Below are 18681 nucleotides of genomic sequence, written 5' to 3' on the forward strand. Positions count from 1 at the left end.
TTTTCAGATCGCGCGCCCCTCATTCGCCCAATAGGCTTCGCGCAGGCGACGCTTGAATATCTTGCCGGAATCCTCGCGGGGAAGGTGGGTTTCGAACCGGACCACCTTGGGAATCTTGTAGCGGGACAGGCTGCCGGCCAGGCTCCTCTGGATTCCCGCCGCATCCAGCGTCGCTTCCTCGTCCGGTTCGACATAGGCGCATACCGCTTCGCCGAATTCGGGGTCGGGAATGCCGAATACCGCGCAGTCGCGCACGCCGCCGATGCCGAGCAGCGCCGCCTCCACCTCCGCGGGATAGATGTTGACCCCGCCGGAGATGATCATGTCGCGCCGCCGATCGCACAGGAACAGATAGCCGTCCTCGTCGAGCCAGCCAATGTCCCCCACCGTGACGAAGCCGGCCTGTTCAAGTGCCGATTTTTCGTCCGGATGGCCATGATAGGTGAAGTCCGGCACGGCTTCGGACCGGACGTGGATGTCCCCCGCCTCGCCGGTTCCGGCGTCCTTGCCATCCTCCCCGATCACCCGGAGCGTCACGCCGGGAAGCGCGCGCCCGACCGTTCCGGGCCTGGCAAGGGCATCGGACGAGCCATGCCCCGTGACAAGGCCGGTCTCCGTCGAACCGTAATATTCGTGGATGACCGGCCCCCACCAGTCGATCATCTGGCGCTTGATCTCCGTGGGGCAGGGGGCGGCGCCATGCACGACGAACCGCAGGGAGGAAAGATCATAGCCGGCCCGGACCTCCGCGGGCAGTTTGAGCAGGCGCACGAACATCGTCGGCACCACATGCATGTGCGTGATCCGGTGCTGCTGAACGAGGGCCAGCAGCTCCTCCGCATCGAAACGCGGTTCCAGCACGATCTTCTCCGCCAGTTCCGCCGACACCAGTCCATAGGCATTGGGGGCCGAATGGTACATCGGTCCGGTCATGAGCACCCGGATGGTTTCGGCGGGGTCCAATCCATAACCGTGAACGGCGATCTGCGCCTGCGCGGCCAGGTGGCCGGGTTCGAACGGCCTGCGCCGCACGCCTTTGGGCTTTCCCGTCGTGCCGGAGGTGTAGATCAGGGAGGATGCGCCGCCCGGCCCCCGGGGCGGCGCGGGGCTGGCTTCGTCGGGCAGCCAGGCGTCCCAGGCCATGGCCTCCGCCGGGGCAATCGAAGGCGGGAGGCGATAGGCAGCGGCGATCTCCGCCGGCGTCGGCACGCAGACCAGCGTCATGCCCGCCAGCCGGCCGGCCAGCGGGGCGGCCAGGTCGTCATGGGCGATCAGAAGCCGCGCGCCGCTGTCTTGAAGGATATAGCCGATTTCGTCCGGCGTCGCATGCCAGTTGATCGGCGTGGCGAACGCGCCGATCCAGCGCGCGGCCAGGCTGGCGACGAAAAAGGCGAAATCGTTGCGCAGCAAGAGGGCGACAGCATCGCCAGGAGCCACGCCGCTGGACTGCATCGCGGCGGCCGCGCGTTCGATTTCGCGTTCGAAGGCGGCGGGTTGCATCACCCTGTTGCCTGAGAGAAGCGTGGCTGTCATCTGCGCACTCCATTGGTCGTGGTGGATGTCGGGCCACGCCTTGGCGGCTTGGCCATTGCGTGCCACGCGGGCAGGCGCCGGGCGCGACGCCCCTGGTCAACCCGCCGCTGCGACAGGCCGGTACAAACCCGCATTCGCGGCCAGCCGCTGGGCCAGCGCGCCGAGCATGTCGAGCGTCGGGCTCGCCAGCCCGGCCGCCTGGGCGAACGCCATGGGGGCCTTGACCAGCGCATCCATCTCCAGCGTCCGGCCAAGCAGGAAGTCCTGGAGCAGGGAGGGCTTGTGATCGGGCGCGCGATAGCCCGGCGGCATGGGCGGGATCGAATATCCCTGGGCGGCGGCGATGGCGACGGCCTCCGCCATCAATCTGGGCACCGCATCGCCGAATATCGGATCCTCGACGGCTTCCCGCGCCGTCTGGCCGGTAATCATGCAAAGCACCGAGACCGTCATATTGGCGATCAATTTGCGCCAGAGCACCTCGCGGAGGTCATGGTGGGACGGGCTGGCCAGTCTCGCCTCCGCAAGGATCGTCCTCAGCTTCACGATCCTGTCGCTTTCCGACCGATCCGGCTCGCCGACGAACAGGGCGTTATATTCCGGAGAATCGTTGCGCACCACGCCCGGTTCCATCACCTCGTTGGAAGAGAAGATCACGCCGCCGATCGTCCTGCGGAGCCCGACATGCTCCTCCAGCCCGCCGCCGGGATCGAGCCATCCCAGCCGGGGCAGAAGGGGGGATTGCGGAAGCCCGTGCGCGTACCACCAGGGAATGCCGTTCTGGGCGAAGACGACCGGCGTGTCCGGTGCCAGCAAGGGTTGGACGCCCTCCGCCAGGACATGGAGCGACGAGGATTTGAGGGTGGAGATCACCAGGTCCTGATGACCGAGATCGGTGGGATCGTCGGACGCCTTCACGCGGACGTCCAGCCGCTCCGGACCGGAGATGAGGGTCAATCCCCTGGCGCGGATCGCCGCCAGCGCCGCGCCGCGCACGACGATCGACACCTCATGGCCGGCGGCGGCCAGCCGCGCGGCGAAATGGCCGCCCACCGCTCCTGCTCCATATACCGCGATTCTCATTGGCATCCCCATGTTTGATTTATCGATATTCCTTGAATATACCGATTGTCAATCGACGTTCAGACATGTTATCGATATTTCAACGATGGAGGATGCCAGAATGGACGGAAGATCGACAGGCGCGATAAACCCCGACATCGGGCTTTTCGGTGCAGCCGGGGAAGCCGAGGGCGAGGCCGAACTGCGACATGGCTGGCCGATCATCCTGGTTGCGTTCCTGGGCATCACCGTGGGAATCAGCAGCACCTTCCTGTTCTCGACCGGGCTTTTCCTGAAGCCGGTGGCCGACGCATTCGGCTGGGGACGCGGAACGGTGAGCATCGCGCCCTTCGTCGCCTCCATGCTGACGGCGCTCTGCGCGCCCTTCGTCGGCCGCTGCGTCGACCGTTTCGGCGTCCTGCCCGTGCTGCTCCCCTCTCTGCTGGGGTTGGCCGCCGGCTTGCTGCTTCTGGGAATGTTGAGCGCCGACTTCTTCTCCTATGTGGCGCTGATGGCGCTGGTGGCGTTGCTGGGGGCGGGCACCGCGGCGCCCGTCATCACCAAGATGATCATCGCGGGCTTCAAGCGCCGTCGCGGACTGGCGTTGGGCCTGTCCCTCGCGGGGTCCGGATTGGGGGGAGGGTTGATCCCCCTGTTCCTCACGCCCATCATCGCCGCGCACGGCTGGCGGGCAGGCTATATGGCGCTGGCCGGCATCGAGCTGGCGGGCTTCGCCGTCATCGGGGCGCTCATCTGGCTTTGGCGGCGCACGATCCTGCCGCCTGCGCGGCCCACGGGCGCCCGCGTCCTCCGACAGGAAGCCGCCGTTTCCGCCGATGGGCCGCCGCTGCTGCGCGACCGCACGTTCCTGCTGCTGGCGCTGGCCTTTTTCCTTTCCGCCTGGGGGATATTGACGACCGTGGTGCATTTCGTGCCGATGCTGACCGATGCGGGCGTCGATGCGACCCGCGCCGCTGGAATGGCCGGAACGATCGGCGCGGCGCTGATCTTCGGGCGGATCGTCGTGGGTTATCTTCTCGACCGACTGCCGGCCGTGGCGCTGGCCCAATGCCTGTTCGCGATGGTCGCGGCGGGAATGCTGACGCTGGTCGCGGGCGGCGCCCATGTGGCGGTTGTCGCTCTGATCGCGGCCATCGCGGCGGGGATTGGCATCGGTTCTGAAAACGACATCATGTCGTTCCTCGTCGGCCGCTATTATGCCACCAGCCGCTTCGGCTCAGTGAACGGAGCGCTCTTTGCGGTCTTCCTGGTCGGAGGGTCCATCGGTCCCGCCGCGTCGGGCTATATGTACGACGCCACCGGCAGCTACACGCTCGCCCTGCTCCTGTCGGCGGGCGCGCTGGTGACGGCCGCGCTGCTGCTGTTCGCTCTGCCGAAGTTGCCATCGTCCGCAGCCAGCGGCTAAACGCGCCCTAATCGACTTGCCCACTCCCTGACTCCATGCGATCCTGAAACCCATATGTCCTACGAACCACGGAAATCCCCCCCCGCCGAATCCGCATTCGCGACCCATACGGAGGCGGCCGCCCGCCTGCTTTCCGACGCGATCCTTTCCGGCGACATCGCGCCCGGGACCAGGCTCAACATCAGGGCGCTTTCGGAGGGGACCGGGCTGGGTCCGACGCCGATCCGGGAGGCGCTGGCCAATCTGGCGGGGCGGGGCCTCGTCACCTTCGCGGGGCAGCGGGGGTTCCGCGTCGTCCCGGTCAGTCCCCAGGATCTCCAGTCCATCATGACGGCGCGGACGGTCGTCGAACAGGGCGCGCTCGCCCTTTCGATGGATCGCGGCACGGAGGATTGGGAGGTCGAGATCGTGGCGAGCCTCCACCGGCTCAAGATGTTCACGGACAATCCCCCCACGGACATCGACAAGAGGATCGACACGTTCGAGCGGGTGCATTGGCGTTTCCACCTGTCCCTGATAGGGGCATGCGGTTCGGATCATCTCATCGCCATATATCAGGATCTTTACGAGCAGACGCGCCGCTATCGCTCGTTGATGCTGAAGACGGACGTCGATCCCGACCAGGCCTATGAAAAGCACAGCCTGCTGGCCCAATTTTGCCTCTCCCGCGACAAGCGCCGGGCGCTCGAGATGCTTTCGGGGCACAACAACATGCTGCTCAGCACGATCTACGGACCCGTTGCTGAAGCGGCCGAGAAGGTTTGAAATCATGAGGGCGCCGGATGGATTATCGTCCGCGCCCGCCCGCATGGAGCGCGGAACCTCAGGACTTCGCCTCTGATGGGACGACAGGTCCGCTTTCGCCCGCAGAGGCGCGCGGCGGCATCAATTCCCTGATCATGCCCCAATAGCCGCGGGTGATGTGCGCGTCCGCCGCATAGGTCGGATCGGTCATCAGATGCGCGTGCAGCCGCCGCAGGTTGGGCCAGGGCACCGAGGGGAACAGATGATGTTCCAGGTGATAGCTGACGTTGAACGGCGCGATCAGGAACCGATCGAGCAGGGTCGGGATGACCGTGCGCGTGCCGTTCAGCTCCCGCTCGTCGGCGACGCCGTTATGTTCGGCCATTGCCCGTATCCGGTTGAAGACATTTGCCCAGATGAATTGCGGGATCAGCAAAAGGCCCAGTATCTTCCAGCGGAAGGGCGACAGGAGGATCAGGCCGTAGAAAAGCAGCGCCCACAGCACATAGCGAATGCGCAGCCCCAGGCTGAAGTCGTAACCGAAGCGTCCGGGATTGTGGAAATTGGCGAAGGGCGCCCAGACGCGGCTGTCCCGCGCCATGCGATGGAAGTTGAGGCCGGTCACGCTGCGGACCAGCAGCCAGGCCATGGCGGCGCCGCTTTTCGGGAAGTGCTGGTCGCTGTCCCGCCGCTGCACGCGATAGTCGCGATCGCGCAAGGTGTTGGTGTAGCGGTGGTGATACATGTGATTGGCGCGGTACAGGTCGATGCTGAAGCCGAGCGGATAAGCGACGAAGATGTCGCCGATCAGATCGTTGAGGCGGCGATTGCTGAACAGCATCCCGTGGCAGGCGTCGTGCATCATGACCGCCAGGCACTGAATGCGCGATCCGATGACGAAGCCGGCCAGCAGATAGACGGGGATTCGGTCCACATGGATGGCGACGGCGCCCGCCCCGATTGCTATCGCCCATTGGAGGACGAGCAGCAGGGCGTTGCGACGGTTGTCGATGACCGACAGTTCGCGGACCAGCGCCAGGGTGCCGCGCCGCGAATAGCGATATCCGGGTGGACGCTCCTTGGCGACCTCTTCCATGGGCCCATGTCTCCGAATGCCGCGCAAAGCCAGTCGCGGGGGACGCTATGAGCGGCGCGATCGAGCGTCAAGTGCGCACCCTGCGTCAGTCGACGAAAATGGCCTGGAACACGATCTTGTCGTCGCGCACGATGAAGGCGTCCTTGCCCGACACCTGCTGGGGCTGCCCCTTGAACTGGACCCAATGCAGGATGACGCTGTCCGGGCCGGCCGGTTCGATCGTCGTTTCCATGGCCTTGATGCCGGGATGATGATCCTTGTCGGTCAGCGTCGCGAAGACGCGGCGCGCCTGCGCCTGGCCTGAATAGATGCCCGGACCCCTGGCCGGCGCCTGATCCGCGACCAGCCCCTGGGGCGTCACGACCACCGTGTCCGCGGAATAATCGTCCATGATCGGCTGCAACTTGCCGAGCTTCATGCTTTCGACATGGCGGGCGACGACTTCGGCGGGCGTTGCGGCTTGGGCGGCGCCGGCCAGGGAAAGGCCCAGCAGGGCGGCGGCGAAGGGGAGGCGGAAGTCCATGGCGGCAGGAGCCTTTCTCAAGCGTTTTTTGGGGGAAGGGTGGGTTGCGGGCCGGTCATCCGTCATAGGGTCATCCCTCATAGGGGATGCCCGCTTCATGATCGCGGATGATCTGCCTCACGGCTTCGGGCTTCACGGGCAGCTTGTTCTGGTTGGCCTGGAGCCAGGCGAAGAAGTCCGCCTCGATCGCGTCGGTCCAGCGCGTGTCGATCTGGCCGGCGGTATATCTGCCCTCGCGCAGGCGCATATGGCCGAACATGTCGCGCAGCCGCGTGTTCTCCGACAGCTTCACCACCTTTTCGGCCAGTTGCGGCGGGATGAACAGCACGCCGCCGTCGCGGCCCAGCACGACATCGCCGGGCATGGCGGTCGCCTTGCCGATGCGGATCGGGCCGTTGATGCCCACCATCGTCGAATTGAGCCGCGCGCCCGTCGCCATCGCGCCGAAATGGTGCGACGGGTCGTAGGAGCGGACGAAGGAAACGAAGTTCGGCAGTTCCTTGAGGCCGTTGATGTCGCGCACCGCGCCGTCATAGACGATGCCGTTGCCGCTGCGGGCGTAGATGGCGTTGCCGACATTGTCGCCGATCGACGGTCCGTCCTGCTTCAGTCCGAAATGGTCGCTGACATAGACGTCGCCCCTTTGCAGCATGTCGACCGGCCAGGCGTTCATGGCGCCCTTGCGCTTGTCGGCTATGCCCTGCTTCTCCAGCACTGCCTGGATGTCCGGGCGGCCGGGCAGCCATTGGGAGGTCAGCGCCCGCCCGACCAGCACCTTGCCGGGGAAGATGGACAGCCAGCCATCCTCATATTGATGGTTGAACCCGGCGCTGCGCAGCGTCGCCCAGGCTTCCTCCAGCGTGACCTCCCGCATCCGCTCCAAAATGTCGTCGGGCACCTTCGGCCGGCCGTCCGGAAAGCGTTCCCCGGTCCAGGCCGGCGTATGGCGGATCACCTGCTCGCGCGTGAAGAAGCCGTCCTCGGCCAATGCCGGCTGCGATAGCAGCATGGCCGAAAGGGCAAGGGCGGCGCTCATCAGCCGCCGGTCAAATCCCATGGTTCAGCATCTCCCCATTCCATGCGCGGCGCGGCGCGGGCGTGCGCGGCAGCCGGTCGTACCCGTCCATTTCAGAATTCCGGCGGCATCTGGTCGTTCGCGCCGCCCCGCGGCACCTCCACGCCCGCAGCCCACAGGATTCCGTTCACCAGGAACCGCCGTTGCTGCGGATAGAGATGCATGTTGTCATGAAAGTCGTTGCCGCCCCACACGACCGAACGTCCTCCGTCGGGCCGTTCATAGGCCCAGGCGACCGGACCGCCGGTGCCGTTCGCCGCCTGCGACGGCCTGGCGGTGAGCAATGGGGTGCGGCGGCTGTTGTCGGGCAGGAAATAGCGCGCATACATCTCCTCCCGCGGCGTCCACGGCTTGACGCCGCGCAGGATCGGATGCCTGCCGGGGATCGGCCTGATCGCCCATGTGTCGACCGGATTGTGCGAGACATAGGGAATCCAGACACCGCCCAGCCAATCGTTGAGATAGAGCCGGCCCGCCCGGTTATCCACGAACATCGTATAGTGATAGACGACCAGCCCGGTCTTCCTGCGCTTCAGCAGCGCATCGAAATCCTTGAGCGCGGCGGTGGTCTCCGCATTGTAGCCCAGGCCGTCGGTTTCGGCATATTGCTGGAAGATCGCGCCGGTTTCGCGCTTCAGCCAGTCGCCATTGCCGTCGATCACGATGGCGTCCGCCGTTTCCAGCATGGCCTGGTCCCGCGGCTTCTCTCCGACGATGACCTGCGTCTTCACCTGCCGAGCCGCGCCGGAATGCTCCAGCAGCCAGGCGAGTTCGCGCATGTCCTTCTCATATTCGTGGCGGCCGGGGGCGCCGTGCTGCTTCGGCCCGGCGAACAGCAGGATGCGCACCGGCGGCAAGGGAGCCGTTCCGGCTGCGACCGGGCAAAGGAAGGCGACGGCCATCGCCGCCAATGCCGCATGTCGGCGCATGGGGAACCGCCCTGTGAACATCCCTTTCAACTCACCCTCGCCAGCATAGATGGTCTTGCGACTCTCTTGGTCGATAATATCCTATATGATCTGCCATAATGTGGCGGATATACCAATCCCTCTCGCTATTTTTCTTGCGCTTCGGGCAAACAGGCCCGAACCCGGCAGGACGATGGGGAAAACGGGTCGTTTCTCCCCATCGGATGGGGGCAGAGTGGCCGCGCATCTGCGGGAACCCGCGCCATCATGCCGTTGCGGGCTTCCCGAATCGGGCAAATCCCTCTTTGGTGCTGGATGCCGCCTATGAAACGCGGCGCGATATGAAGATGAAGGTCTTATGGAAGCAGACGGCGCCATGTTGCAGGATGGGGATTATGCGGCGCTGGCGGAATTCCGCTTCGCGTTGCGACAGTTTCAGGCGTTCAGCAGCGAGCGGGCGGCGCAGATGGGGCTGACCCCCCAGCAGCATCAGGCTTTGCTTGCCCTGCGCGCCGCGCCTGCCCAGGACGCCACGGTGGGTTATGTGGCGCGGCGCCTGTTGCTGAAGCCGCACAGCGCGACGGGCCTGGTCGACCGGCTGGAAAAGCTGGGGCTGGTGACGCGTCATGCCAGCGCCACGGATCGCCGCCGGTCGCAACTGCAATTGACGCCGCGCGCGCTGGACCTGCTGGCGAAGCTGTCCGCCACGCATCGCGACGAGATCCGCCGATTGCGACCGCTGCTCAACGAGTTGCTGGCGCGCTTCGCCTGAGAAATTTGAGGTCTCAACATATTGAGGGAAACGCGCTCCTGCGACGGCAGCAGCCCGGTCCCGCAATTGATTCGCGCTTCCGCCTTCGCTGGAACACGTGGCTTGCGAGCGGAAGTCGCTACGCCCGCCTGTGGTTCAGGCGCGGGACCGCGTCGGATTGGCGGCGCACCAGGCTGTAGTCCAGCCGCGCCAGCCCTCGTCCGTTCATTTCGTCCCCGCGCTTCATCGCCTCCGCCAGCAGGGTCATGGCGGCGCGGCTCATGTCGCGGATCGGCTGGCGAATGGTGGTGAGCGTGGGCCAGATCGCGGCGGCGAGCGGCGTGTCGTCGAAACCGCAGACCGTCAGATCCGCGGGCACGCTGATCTGCCGCTGATGCGCGATGGTGATGGTCGCGGCGGCCATATCGTCATTGCAGGCGAAGATCGCCGTGGGCGGCGTTTCCAGGCTCAGCAGATGCGATGCCGCCTCCAGCCCGGAACGGTAGCTGAAATCGCCTTCCACGATATAATCCTCTTCCACCGCCAGGCCTTGCGCGGTCATGGCGGCGCGAAAGCCCTCCAGCCGCCGCGCGCTGGAACGGTGCTGCGGATTGCCCTGGATGAAGGCGATGCGGCGGTGGCCGAGGTCGATCAGATGCCGCGTCATCTCGCTCGCGGCCTGGCGGTCGTCGATCGCGACCACCATCATGCCATGGCTCTCGTCAGGCGCGATCGCGACCCAGGGAATGTCCTGCCGGGTGAGGGCCTGCGCCAGTTCGTCCCAGTCGCACAGGGGCGGCGGCACGATGACGCCGGAAACGCGGGCCTGGAGGATCTGGGCGATGATGTCGTCCGCCGTGGCGCCGGTCTCGCATTGTTCGACCACCAGGTGGAGGTGATGCTTCGCCGCCTCATCCAGCCCGCCCAGCAGCAATTCGCCCAGATAGGCGGAGGTCGTCGTGTTGCGGTAAAGCAGCGCTACCCGCCGGTCGTCGCCGCCGGCCAGCGCCCGGGCTGAGACGTTGGGCGCATAGTTCAGTTCCGCGATCGCCTGTTCCACCCGCGCGCGGGTCTGGGGGCTGACCCAGCTCTGCTTGTTCGCGACGCGCGACACGGTCATCACGGACACGCCGGCCCGTGCGGCGACTTCCCGGATTGTCGGCGGCTTACGTTCGTTCATGGTCGTTCACCGACTAGCCTCTGCCGCCCCCTAAAACCAGTCATGGATTGCCCGGCGCATAGGGGAAGGTGAGCGATTTGTACCAGTTCAGGTCATGTTCCGGCGGTGCCGTGCCCGCCGGCAGCGGGCGTTTGGACAGTGTCTGGAAATAGGCGATGCTGGCATCGCGCCACCATTTCGCCTCGCGATGCTGGATGCCCAGGAAAGCCTGGGTCTGGGCGAAGCGTTCCGCATCGACATGGGGGCGCAGGCCGTCCCATGTACGGCGCATCGCCGCGACATAGGCGACCCCCGCGTCATAATGGCGGATGAGGCCGTTCCACAGGGTGTCGCCGGATTTCAGCTTCGCGTCCCAGCCGACATGGTGGAACCAGAGAAGGTCGCGTTCCGGCGTCGTCTTCGGATTTGCGAGCATCCTGGCGACCGGCGGCGCATATTGGGCGATCGCGTTGCTGCCGGTTTTCGTCCGGTCGAAGCCGATCCCCTGCGCGTCCGCCTTGTGATAATAGACTGGGTTCCATTCGGGCCGGGCAAGCTCTGAAATCCAGGGAGCCGGGCCATAATGATGGCCGGTGCCCATGACATGGGACAGGCCGAGCGGGGTCATGTAATCGACCGCCGCCTCCCGAGATCCCATCATCATGGCGACGATTGGATCGACCACCTTCGCATCCGTCGAGAAAGTCTGCGCTGCCCATTCGCGTGCGATCGCCTCCGCCGACAGGTCGGGATCCCAGGCGAGGCGGCCGAAGGCGTACCAGTCCGCCTGGTTGAAGATCGATCCGCTCCAGTCGCGGTCGGCGCCGATATTGGCGACGCCGGCAATGCCGGTCAGCTTGTGGCCCTCCAGCGATCCGTCGATCACCCTGGCAACCGTCGATCCCTTGCCGCGGGCGAAGGTGTCGCTTTTCAGCGTCTCCTCGAACAAGGGGCCGAGATAGGTGAGGTGGGTCGACTGGCCCAGATATTCCTTGGTGATCTGGAATTCCATCATCAGCGGCGTCCGGGGCATGGCGCCGAACAGAGGATGGAAGGGTTCGCGCGGCTGGAAGTCGATCGCGCCATTCTTCACCTGCACCAGCACATTGTCCGCGAACTGGCCGTCCAGCGGCTTGAAGTCGCTATAAGCCTGCTTGGCGCGGTCGTCGGGATTGTCATGCGCATAGACGAAGGCGCGCCACATCACGATGCCGCCATGCGGCTTCACGGCGGCGGCCAGCATGTTCGCGCCATCGGCATGGGTGCGCTCGTAATCCTGCGGCCCCGGCTGCCCTTCGCTGTTCGCCTTCACCAGGAAGCCGCCGAAATCGGGAATGGCCCTGTAGATTTCGTCGGCCTTCGCCTTCCACCAGGCGGCGACCGCGGGGTCGAGCGGATCGGCGGTCCTGAGGCCGGACAGTTCCATCGGCGCGGTCCATTTCACCGACAGATAGACCTTGATGCCATAGGGCCGGAATACGTCCGCCAGCGCCGCCGCCTTGGCGATATAGGGCGCGGTCAGGCTGTCGGACCTGGCGTTCACATTGTTGAGGACCGTGCCGTTGATGCCGATGGAGGCGTTGGCGCGGGCATAGTCGGTGTATCGCGGCCCCTTCCAGTCGGGCAGGCGCCACCAGTCCCAGATGGATTGCCCGGCATAGCCGCGCTCCACCGTGCCATCCAGATTGTCCCAATGGTTGAGCAAGCGCAGCTTCATGCGCGGCGCGCTGCGAATGTCGAGCCGGTCGAGCGATGCGCCCGTTTCCGCCAGCCGCAAATAGGCATAGGCGCCGTAGAGCAGCCCCGCATCGCCATTGGCGGCGATCACCGTCACGGACTGGCCGTCCAGCGTGACCGAGCGAATGGCATAGCCCTCTTCGCCCAGCCCGTCGAGCTTCACCGGCAGATCGGGCTCGGAGGCCGGAGTCGCGAGCCAGATCGCGCCGTTCATGGGCTTTTCAACCAATGCCGGCGCCGCGCCGTTCGCGCCCGCAAGGCCGCGCATCAGTTCGTCGCGGGCGGCCAGCGCGGTCGCGCTGCGACCCGGCGCGACGACCGCCGCGGCGTGCCGCGCCAGATTGCCGCCATCCCGCACCTTTTCGTGCCGCAGCCACAGATCATAGCCGTCCTCCGCCAAAGCGGGCGCCGTCATGACGGCGGTGGCGACGATCCAGCAGAACAGGCGCGCGAACATAGATCCCCTTTCCTCTCCTTCCTGTCTTCGCCCGAACCGAGGCTTCGGATCGAAGGGCATTGACAGGTCGCTCTTGTCTGAGCAATGTTAACGCTATCAGTTGGGATGCGGCAAGCAAAAAGCTGGAAGCCGCCGCAAAAAAGGGGAGAGGCTGTTTCGTGATCCGGTTGCGCAAGCTGTTGGGCGCGGTTTCGCTGCTGACGCTGGCGGTCGCGACGCCCGCCGCTCCCGTTGCGGCGGCGCCCGCATCCACGGGCGCCCGTCCGCTGTACAAGGATGCGAACGCCTCCATCGAATCGCGGGTGGACGACCTGCTCTCCCGCATGACGCTGGAGGAGAAGATCGCCCAGATCACCGCAGTCTGGACCGAAAAGGTCAGGATTTTCGACGACAGCTTGCAGCTCGACCCATCGAAACTGGCGCAGCGCTTTCCCCATGGCATGGGACAGTTCACGCGCCCCTCCGATGCCAAGGGGGCCTTCTCCCCCCGCGAAATCCCCGGCCGCAATCCGCGCCAGACGGTGGCGCTGGTCAACGCGCTGCAACGCTGGGCGACGACGCAGACCCGACTGGGCATCCCGATCCTGTTCCATGAGGAAGGGCTGCACGGCTATGCGGCTGTTGGCGCTACCAGCTTTCCGCAGTCGATCGCCATGGCCTCCTCCTGGGATCCCGACCTGCTGCGCGAGGTGAATGCCGTCATCGCCCGCGAAATCCGCTCGCGCGGCGTCAGCCTGGTTCTTTCCCCGGTGGTGGACATCGCCCGTGATCCGCGCTGGGGCCGGATCGAGGAAACCTATGGCGAAGACCCCTATCTGGTGGGAGAGATGGGCGTCGCCGCTGTCGAGGGGTTGCAAGGCAAGGGTCGGTCGCGCCTGCTGCCGCCGGGCAAGGTCTTCGCGACGCTCAAGCATCTGACCGGCCACGGCCAGCCCGAAAGCGGCACCAATGTCGGTCCGGCGCCGGTTTCCGAACGCGAACTGCGCGAGAATTTCTTTCCGCCCTTCGAACAGGTGGTGAAACGCACCGGGATCGAGGCGGTGATGGCCAGCTATAACGAGATCGACGGCGTGCCCTCCCACGCCAATCGCTGGCTGCTGCGCGATGTGCTGCGCGGCGAATGGGGCTTCAGGGGCGCGGTGGTCAGCGACTATTCGGCGGTCGACCAGTTGATGAACATCCACCATGTCGCCGCCGATCTGGAGCAGGCGGCGGGCCGCGCGCTGGATGCGGGCGTGGATGCGGACCTGCCCGACGGTCTTTCCTACGCGACGCTCGGCCGCCAGGTGCGCGAGGGCAAGATCGGCGAGGCGCTGGTCGACCGTGCCGTGCGGCATATGCTGGAATTGAAGTTCCGCGCCGGCCTGTTCGAAAATCCCTATGCCGACGCCGCCGCTTCGGAGAAGATCACCAATGATGGGCGGGCGCGCGCTCTGGCGCTGAAGGCGGCGCAGCGTTCCATCATCCTGCTCAAGAATGACGGCATGCTGCCGCTGAAGCCGGAGGGCAGCATCGCCGTCATCGGGCCCAGCGCCGCCGTGGCGCGGCTGGGCGGCTATTATGGCCAGCCGCCGCATAGCGTCTCGATTCTTGAAGGCATCAGGGCGAAAGTCGGGAATCGGGCGAAGATCGTCTTCGCGCAGGGCGTCAGGATCACGGAGAATGACGATTGGTGGGCGGACAAGGTCACCCGGTCCGATCCCGCGGAAAACCGCCGCCTGATCGCCCAGGCGGTCGAGGCGGCCCGCCATGTCGACCGCATCGTCCTGACGCTGGGCGACACGGAACAATCGAGCCGGGAAGGGTGGGCCGACAATCATCTGGGCGACCGCCCCAGCCTGGACCTGATGGGCGAGCAGCAGGAACTGTTCGACGCTCTCAAGGCGCTGGGCAAGCCGATCGCCGTGGTGCTCATCAACGGTCGTCCGGCCTCCACCGTCAAGGTTTCGGAACAGGCCGACGCCATTCTGGAAGGCTGGTATCTGGGCGAGCAGGGCGGCCATGCCGTGGCGGACGTGCTGTTCGGGGACGTCAATCCGGGCGGCAAGCTGCCGGTGACGATCCCGCGTTCGGCAGGGCAGTTGCCGATGTTCTACAATGTTAAGCCCAGCGCCCGGCGCGGCTATCTCTTCGATACGACCGATCCGCTTTACCCCTTCGGCTTCGGCCTCAGCTATACGAGCTTCGACCTGTCCGCGCCGCGCCTGTCGGCCGCGAAGATCGGCGTCGGCGGCACGACCCGCGTGTCGGTCGACGTGCGCAATAGCGGCCGGCGCGAGGGCGACGAGGTCGTCCAATTATATGTGCGGGACAAGGTCGGTTCGGTCACCCGGCCGATCAAGGAGTTGAAGGGCTTTCAGCGCGTGACGCTGAAGCCCGGCGAGGTGCGCACGGTGACCTTCACGGTCGGGCCGGAAGCGCTCCAGATGTGGAACGATCATATGGACCGCGTGGTCGAGCCGGGCGATTTCGAGATCATGACCGGCAACAGTTCGGTCGCGCTCAAATCCGCTACGCTGACGGTGGCGCCATGAGCGGTTTCGCGCGCCGCCAGGCGCTGGGCCTGCTTGCCTCGACCTCGCTGCTCGCCGCTGCGCCCGCCGTTGCGAAGGGGAAGGGCGGGCCGCTCTACAAGGATGCCGCCGCCCCCATCGACCTGCGCGTCAGGGATCTGCTGGCGCGCATGACGCTGGAGGAGAAGGTCGGCCAGATCATCGCGCTCTGGGCAACCAAGGCGGACGTCATGGACGATCTGACCTTCTCTCCCGCCAAGGCGAGCAAGGCCTATCCCGACGGCTTCGGCCAGATCACCCGCCCGTCCGACCGTCGCGGCGCGCCCAACGGATCGACCCAGGCGGGCGGCGTGGGCGCGCGCTGGCGGACGCCCGCCGAGACGGTCGCCTTCATCACCGCCGTCCAGAAATGGGCGATGGAGGAGACGCGGCTCGGCATCCCCGTGCTGTTCCATGAGGAATCGCTGCACGGGCTTATGGCGACCGAGGCGACCATGTTTCCCATGGCGATCGGGCTGGCCGGCAGTTTCGACCGCCAGTTGATGGAGGATGTCCAGTCGGTCATCGCTCGCGAGGTGCGGGCTCGCGGCGTCCATCTGGCGCTTTCGCCGGTGGTGGACATCGCCCGCGACCCCCGCTGGGGCCGGATCGAGGAGACCTTCGGCGAAGACCCCTATCTCTGCGGCGAGATGGGCGTGGCCGCCGTGCGCGGCCTTCAGGGCGGGAGCAGGCAGATCGGCCCGGACAAGGTCATGGCGACGCTCAAGCACATGACCGGCCATGGCCAACCCCAGAGCGGCGAGAATATCGCACCCGCGCCGATCTCCGAACGGGAACTGCGCGAAAATTTCTTTCCGCCCTTCCGGGAAGTGGTGAAGCGCACCGGCATCGCCGCCGTCATGCCGTCCTATAACGAGATAGACGGCGTGCCTTCGCACCAGAACCGCTGGCTGCTGAACGACATATTGCGCGGCGAATGGCATTTCGACGGCGCCGTCGTCAGCGATTATGGCGCGGTCCACGAACTGGATACGATCCACCATGTCCAGCCCGACCCGGAGGCGGCCGCACGCGCCGCTCTGCGGGCGGGCGTGGATTGCGAGCTGCCCGATGGCCAGGCCTATCGGACGCTCGTCGAACAGGTCCGCGCGGGCAAAGTGCCGCTTGAGGCGGTCGATCTGGCCTGCACCCGGATGCTGACGCTCAAGTTCCGCGCGGGCCTGTTCGAAAATCCCTGGCCGCGCAAGGATCATGAGCGACTGGCCGGCAATGCGGAGGCGCGCGCCCTGGCGCTGAAGGCGGCGCAGCGTTCCATCGTGCTGCTCGGCAATGACGGCACGCTGCCGCTCACGCCCGGCGCGCACAAGCGGGTCGCGGTGATCGGTCCCAATGCCGCCATTGCGCGACTGGGCGGCTATAGCAGCGTTCCGCGCCAGACCGTCTCCCTGCTGGAAGGCGTGCAGGCGAAGCTCAAGGGCAAGGCGGAGGTCGTCCACGCCCAGGGCGTCTTCATCACGCGGAGCGAGGATCGCTCGGCGGACGAGGTGCTGCTGGCCGATCCGGCGGAGAACCGCGCCCTGATCGCGCAGGCGGTCGAGGTGGCGAAATCAGCGGACATCGTCCTGCTCGCCATAGGCGACACGGAACAGACCAGCCGGGAAGGCTTTGCAAAGAATCATCTGGGCGACCGCACGAGCCTGGACCTGCTGGGCGAGCAGAACGAACTGTTCGCCGCGCTGAAGGCGACCGGCAAGCCGGTGGTGGTGTGCGCGATCAATGGCCGCCCGCCCAGCTATCCCACGGTTGCGGAGGGCGCCAACGCGCTGCTGGAATGCTGGTATCCGGGGCAGGAGGGCGGCACTGCCATGGCCGACATCCTTTTCGGGGACGTCAATCCCGGCGCGAAGCTGCCCGTCACCGTGGCGCGCGATGCGGGGCAGATACCGATCTTCTACAACCGCAAGCCGTCTGCCCGGCGCGGCTATGTGTTCGAGGATATTTCGCCGCTTTTCCCCTTCGGCTTCGGCCTCAGCTACACCCGTTTCGAGTTTGGGCCGCCCCGCCTGTCGTCGCCGCGCATCGGCACGGGCGGCGAGGTGACGGTGGAGGTCGACGTCCGCAATATGGGGCAGAGGCCAGGCGACGAGGTCGTCCAGCTTTACGTCCGCGACCGGACCGCCAGCGTCACACGGCCGATCAAGGAGCTAAAGGGCTTCGAACGCGTCACGCTGGCCCCCGGCGAGAGCCGCGCCGTGCGCATGACTCTGAAGCCCGCCGCCTTCGCGCTCTGGAATCTGGACATGGAGGAAGTGGTCGAACCCGGCCTGTTCGACATCATGACCGGGCCGGACAGCGAAAACCTCCAGAAAACCACGCTCGAAATCATCTGAACAGGACCATCCCAATGCCCAAGATCATCGATGCCAAGGTCATCGTCACCTGTCCCGGCCGAAATTTCGTCACGCTCAAGATCATCACCGACGAGGGCATCCATGGCGTGGGCGACGCCACGCTCAACGGCCGGGAACTGGCGGTGGGGAGCTATCTGGCCGATCATGTCGTTCCCTGCCTGATCGGGCGCGACGCGCACCGGATCGAGGACATCTGGCAATATCTCTACAAGGGCGCCTATTGGCGGCGCGGTCCGGTGACGATGACCGCCATCGCGGCGGTCGACATGGCGCTGTGGGACATCAAGGGCAAGATTGCGGGCCTGCCGGTCTATCAGCTCCTGGGCGGGGCCAGCCGGGAGGGGGCGATGGTCTATGGCCACGCCAACGGCACGACCATAGAGGACACGATCAACGCCGCGCTGGAATATCAGGCGCAGGGTTACAAGGCGATCCGCCTGCAATGCGGCGTGCCGGGCATGGCGTCGACCTATGGCGTGTCGAAGGACAAATATTTCTACGAACCCGCCGACGCCGACCTGCCGACCGAAAATGTCTGGAACACGTCCAAATATCTTCGCGTCGTCCCCGAACTGTTCAAGGCCGCCCGCGAAGCGCTGGGCTGGGACGTGCACCTGCTGCACGACATCCATCATCGCCTGACACCCATAGAGGCCGGACGTCTGGGCCGGGATCTGGAGCCATATCGCCCCTTCTGGCTGGAGGATGCGACGCCGGCGGAAAACCAGGAGGCGTTCCGGCTGATCCGCCAGCACACCACCGCGCCGCTGGCGGTGGGGGAGATCTTCAATTCGATCTGGGACGCGAAGGATCTGATCCAGAACCAGCTTATCGACTATATCCGCGCGACCGTGGTCCATGCGGGCGGGATCACCCATCTGCGCCGGATCGCCGCGCTGGCCGATCTCTATCAGGTGCGCACCGGCTGCCATGGCGCGACCGACCTGTCGCCGGTGTGCATGGCCGCAGCGCTGCATTTCGACCTCAGCGTCCCCAATTTCGGCATTCAGGAATATATGCGGCACACGCCTGAGACCGACGCGGTCTTTCCCCATGCCTACACTTTCTCCGACGGCATGATGCATCCGGGCGAGGCGCCGGGCCTGGGCGTCGACATCGACGAGAAACTGGCGGCCGGATATGAATATAAGCGCGCATTCCTGCCGGTGAACCGGCTGGAAGACGGCACGATGTTCAGTTGGTGATCCGTGCCTGCCCCTCTTTCTCCGTCATTCCCGCGCAGGCGGGAATCCATCTCCCGGCGTTCGGCGGGACTTGGGGCGTGA

Annotated in this window: 14 protein-coding genes; 6 read left to right on the plus strand and 8 right to left on the minus strand. The window is 65.8% G+C overall.

The annotated features are described in order from the left end of the window. Positions 1-3 precede the first annotated feature (3 nt). Positions 4-1533, minus strand: coding sequence for an acyl-CoA synthetase (locus SIDU_RS11815; protein WP_007686124.1), 1530 nt, complete (start codon positions 1531-1533; stop codon positions 4-6). 96 nt (positions 1534-1629) lie between these two features. After that, positions 1630-2616: a ketopantoate reductase family protein gene (locus SIDU_RS11820; protein ID WP_025772280.1), complete on the minus strand. Its 987-nt coding sequence runs from the start codon at positions 2614-2616 to the stop codon at positions 1630-1632. A gap of 100 nt (positions 2617-2716) precedes the next feature. Between SIDU_RS11820 and SIDU_RS11825 the strand changes: the two genes are divergently transcribed. Together SIDU_RS11825 and SIDU_RS11830 are read left to right on the plus strand one after the other, a co-directional pair. Beyond that, complete coding sequence (locus SIDU_RS11825) at positions 2717-4021, plus strand: MFS transporter (RefSeq protein WP_007686120.1); 1305 nt, start codon at positions 2717-2719, stop codon at positions 4019-4021. A gap of 54 nt (positions 4022-4075) precedes the next feature. Then, complete coding sequence (locus SIDU_RS11830) at positions 4076-4786, plus strand: GntR family transcriptional regulator (RefSeq protein WP_007686119.1); 711 nt, start codon at positions 4076-4078, stop codon at positions 4784-4786. A 58-nt stretch (positions 4787-4844) separates the two neighbouring features. Here SIDU_RS11830 and SIDU_RS11835 read toward each other — a convergent pair whose 3' ends face one another. The 4 genes from SIDU_RS11835 to SIDU_RS11850 all read right to left on the minus strand — a co-directional run bounded on the left by SIDU_RS11835 (position 4845) and on the right by SIDU_RS11850 (position 8388). Then, on the minus strand, positions 4845-5861 hold the full coding sequence (locus tag SIDU_RS11835) for a fatty acid desaturase family protein (RefSeq protein ID WP_007686118.1): 1017 nt from the start codon (positions 5859-5861) through the stop codon (positions 4845-4847). Between the two features lie 85 nt (positions 5862-5946). After that, positions 5947-6384, minus strand: a complete 438-nt coding sequence (locus SIDU_RS11840) for a nuclear transport factor 2-like protein (protein ID WP_007686117.1) — start codon at positions 6382-6384, stop codon at positions 5947-5949. Positions 6385-6454: 70 nt separating this feature from the next. After that, positions 6455-7441 carry an RraA family protein gene (locus tag SIDU_RS11845; RefSeq protein WP_007686116.1) on the minus strand — a complete coding sequence of 329 codons (987 nt, stop codon included), beginning with the start codon at positions 7439-7441 and terminating at the stop codon, positions 6455-6457. Between the two features lie 71 nt (positions 7442-7512). Further along, positions 7513-8388, minus strand: a complete 876-nt coding sequence (locus SIDU_RS11850; protein WP_007686115.1) for a ThuA domain-containing protein — start codon at positions 8386-8388, stop codon at positions 7513-7515. Positions 8389-8725: 337 nt separating this feature from the next. Here SIDU_RS11850 and SIDU_RS11855 point away from each other — a divergent pair, with 337 nt between their 5' ends. Next, positions 8726-9139: a MarR family winged helix-turn-helix transcriptional regulator gene (locus SIDU_RS11855; RefSeq protein ID WP_007686114.1), complete on the plus strand. Its 414-nt coding sequence runs from the start codon at positions 8726-8728 to the stop codon at positions 9137-9139. A 118-nt stretch (positions 9140-9257) separates the two neighbouring features. Here SIDU_RS11855 and SIDU_RS11860 read toward each other — a convergent pair whose 3' ends face one another. Beyond that, on the minus strand, positions 9258-10298 hold the full coding sequence (locus tag SIDU_RS11860) for a LacI family DNA-binding transcriptional regulator (RefSeq protein WP_007686113.1): 1041 nt from the start codon (positions 10296-10298) through the stop codon (positions 9258-9260). Positions 10299-10338: 40 nt separating this feature from the next. After that, positions 10339-12471, minus strand: a complete 2133-nt coding sequence (locus SIDU_RS11865) for an alpha-glucuronidase family glycosyl hydrolase (protein WP_007686111.1) — start codon at positions 12469-12471, stop codon at positions 10339-10341. A 158-nt stretch (positions 12472-12629) separates the two neighbouring features. Here SIDU_RS11865 and SIDU_RS11870 point away from each other — a divergent pair, with 158 nt between their 5' ends. The 3 genes from SIDU_RS11870 to manD are packed head-to-tail and all read left to right on the plus strand — an operon-like array spanning position 12630 to position 18600. Beyond that, positions 12630-15005 carry a glycoside hydrolase family 3 N-terminal domain-containing protein gene (locus SIDU_RS11870; RefSeq protein ID WP_073507146.1) on the plus strand — a complete coding sequence of 792 codons (2376 nt, stop codon included), beginning with the start codon at positions 12630-12632 and terminating at the stop codon, positions 15003-15005. Beyond that, positions 15002-17374, plus strand: a complete 2373-nt coding sequence (locus tag SIDU_RS11875; protein ID WP_007686104.1) for a glycoside hydrolase family 3 N-terminal domain-containing protein — start codon at positions 15002-15004, stop codon at positions 17372-17374. The genes SIDU_RS11870 and SIDU_RS11875 overlap by 4 nt, the downstream gene beginning before the upstream one ends. Before the next feature lie 14 nt (positions 17375-17388). Beyond that, positions 17389-18600 (plus strand): D-mannonate dehydratase ManD, encoded by a 1212-nt coding sequence (gene manD, locus SIDU_RS11880; protein WP_007686103.1) that lies wholly within the window; start codon positions 17389-17391, stop codon positions 18598-18600. Positions 18601-18681: the final 81 nt, after the last annotated feature.

This window comes from Sphingobium indicum B90A (assembly GCF_000264945.2).
GTDB lineage: Bacteria > Pseudomonadota > Alphaproteobacteria > Sphingomonadales > Sphingomonadaceae > Sphingobium > Sphingobium indicum.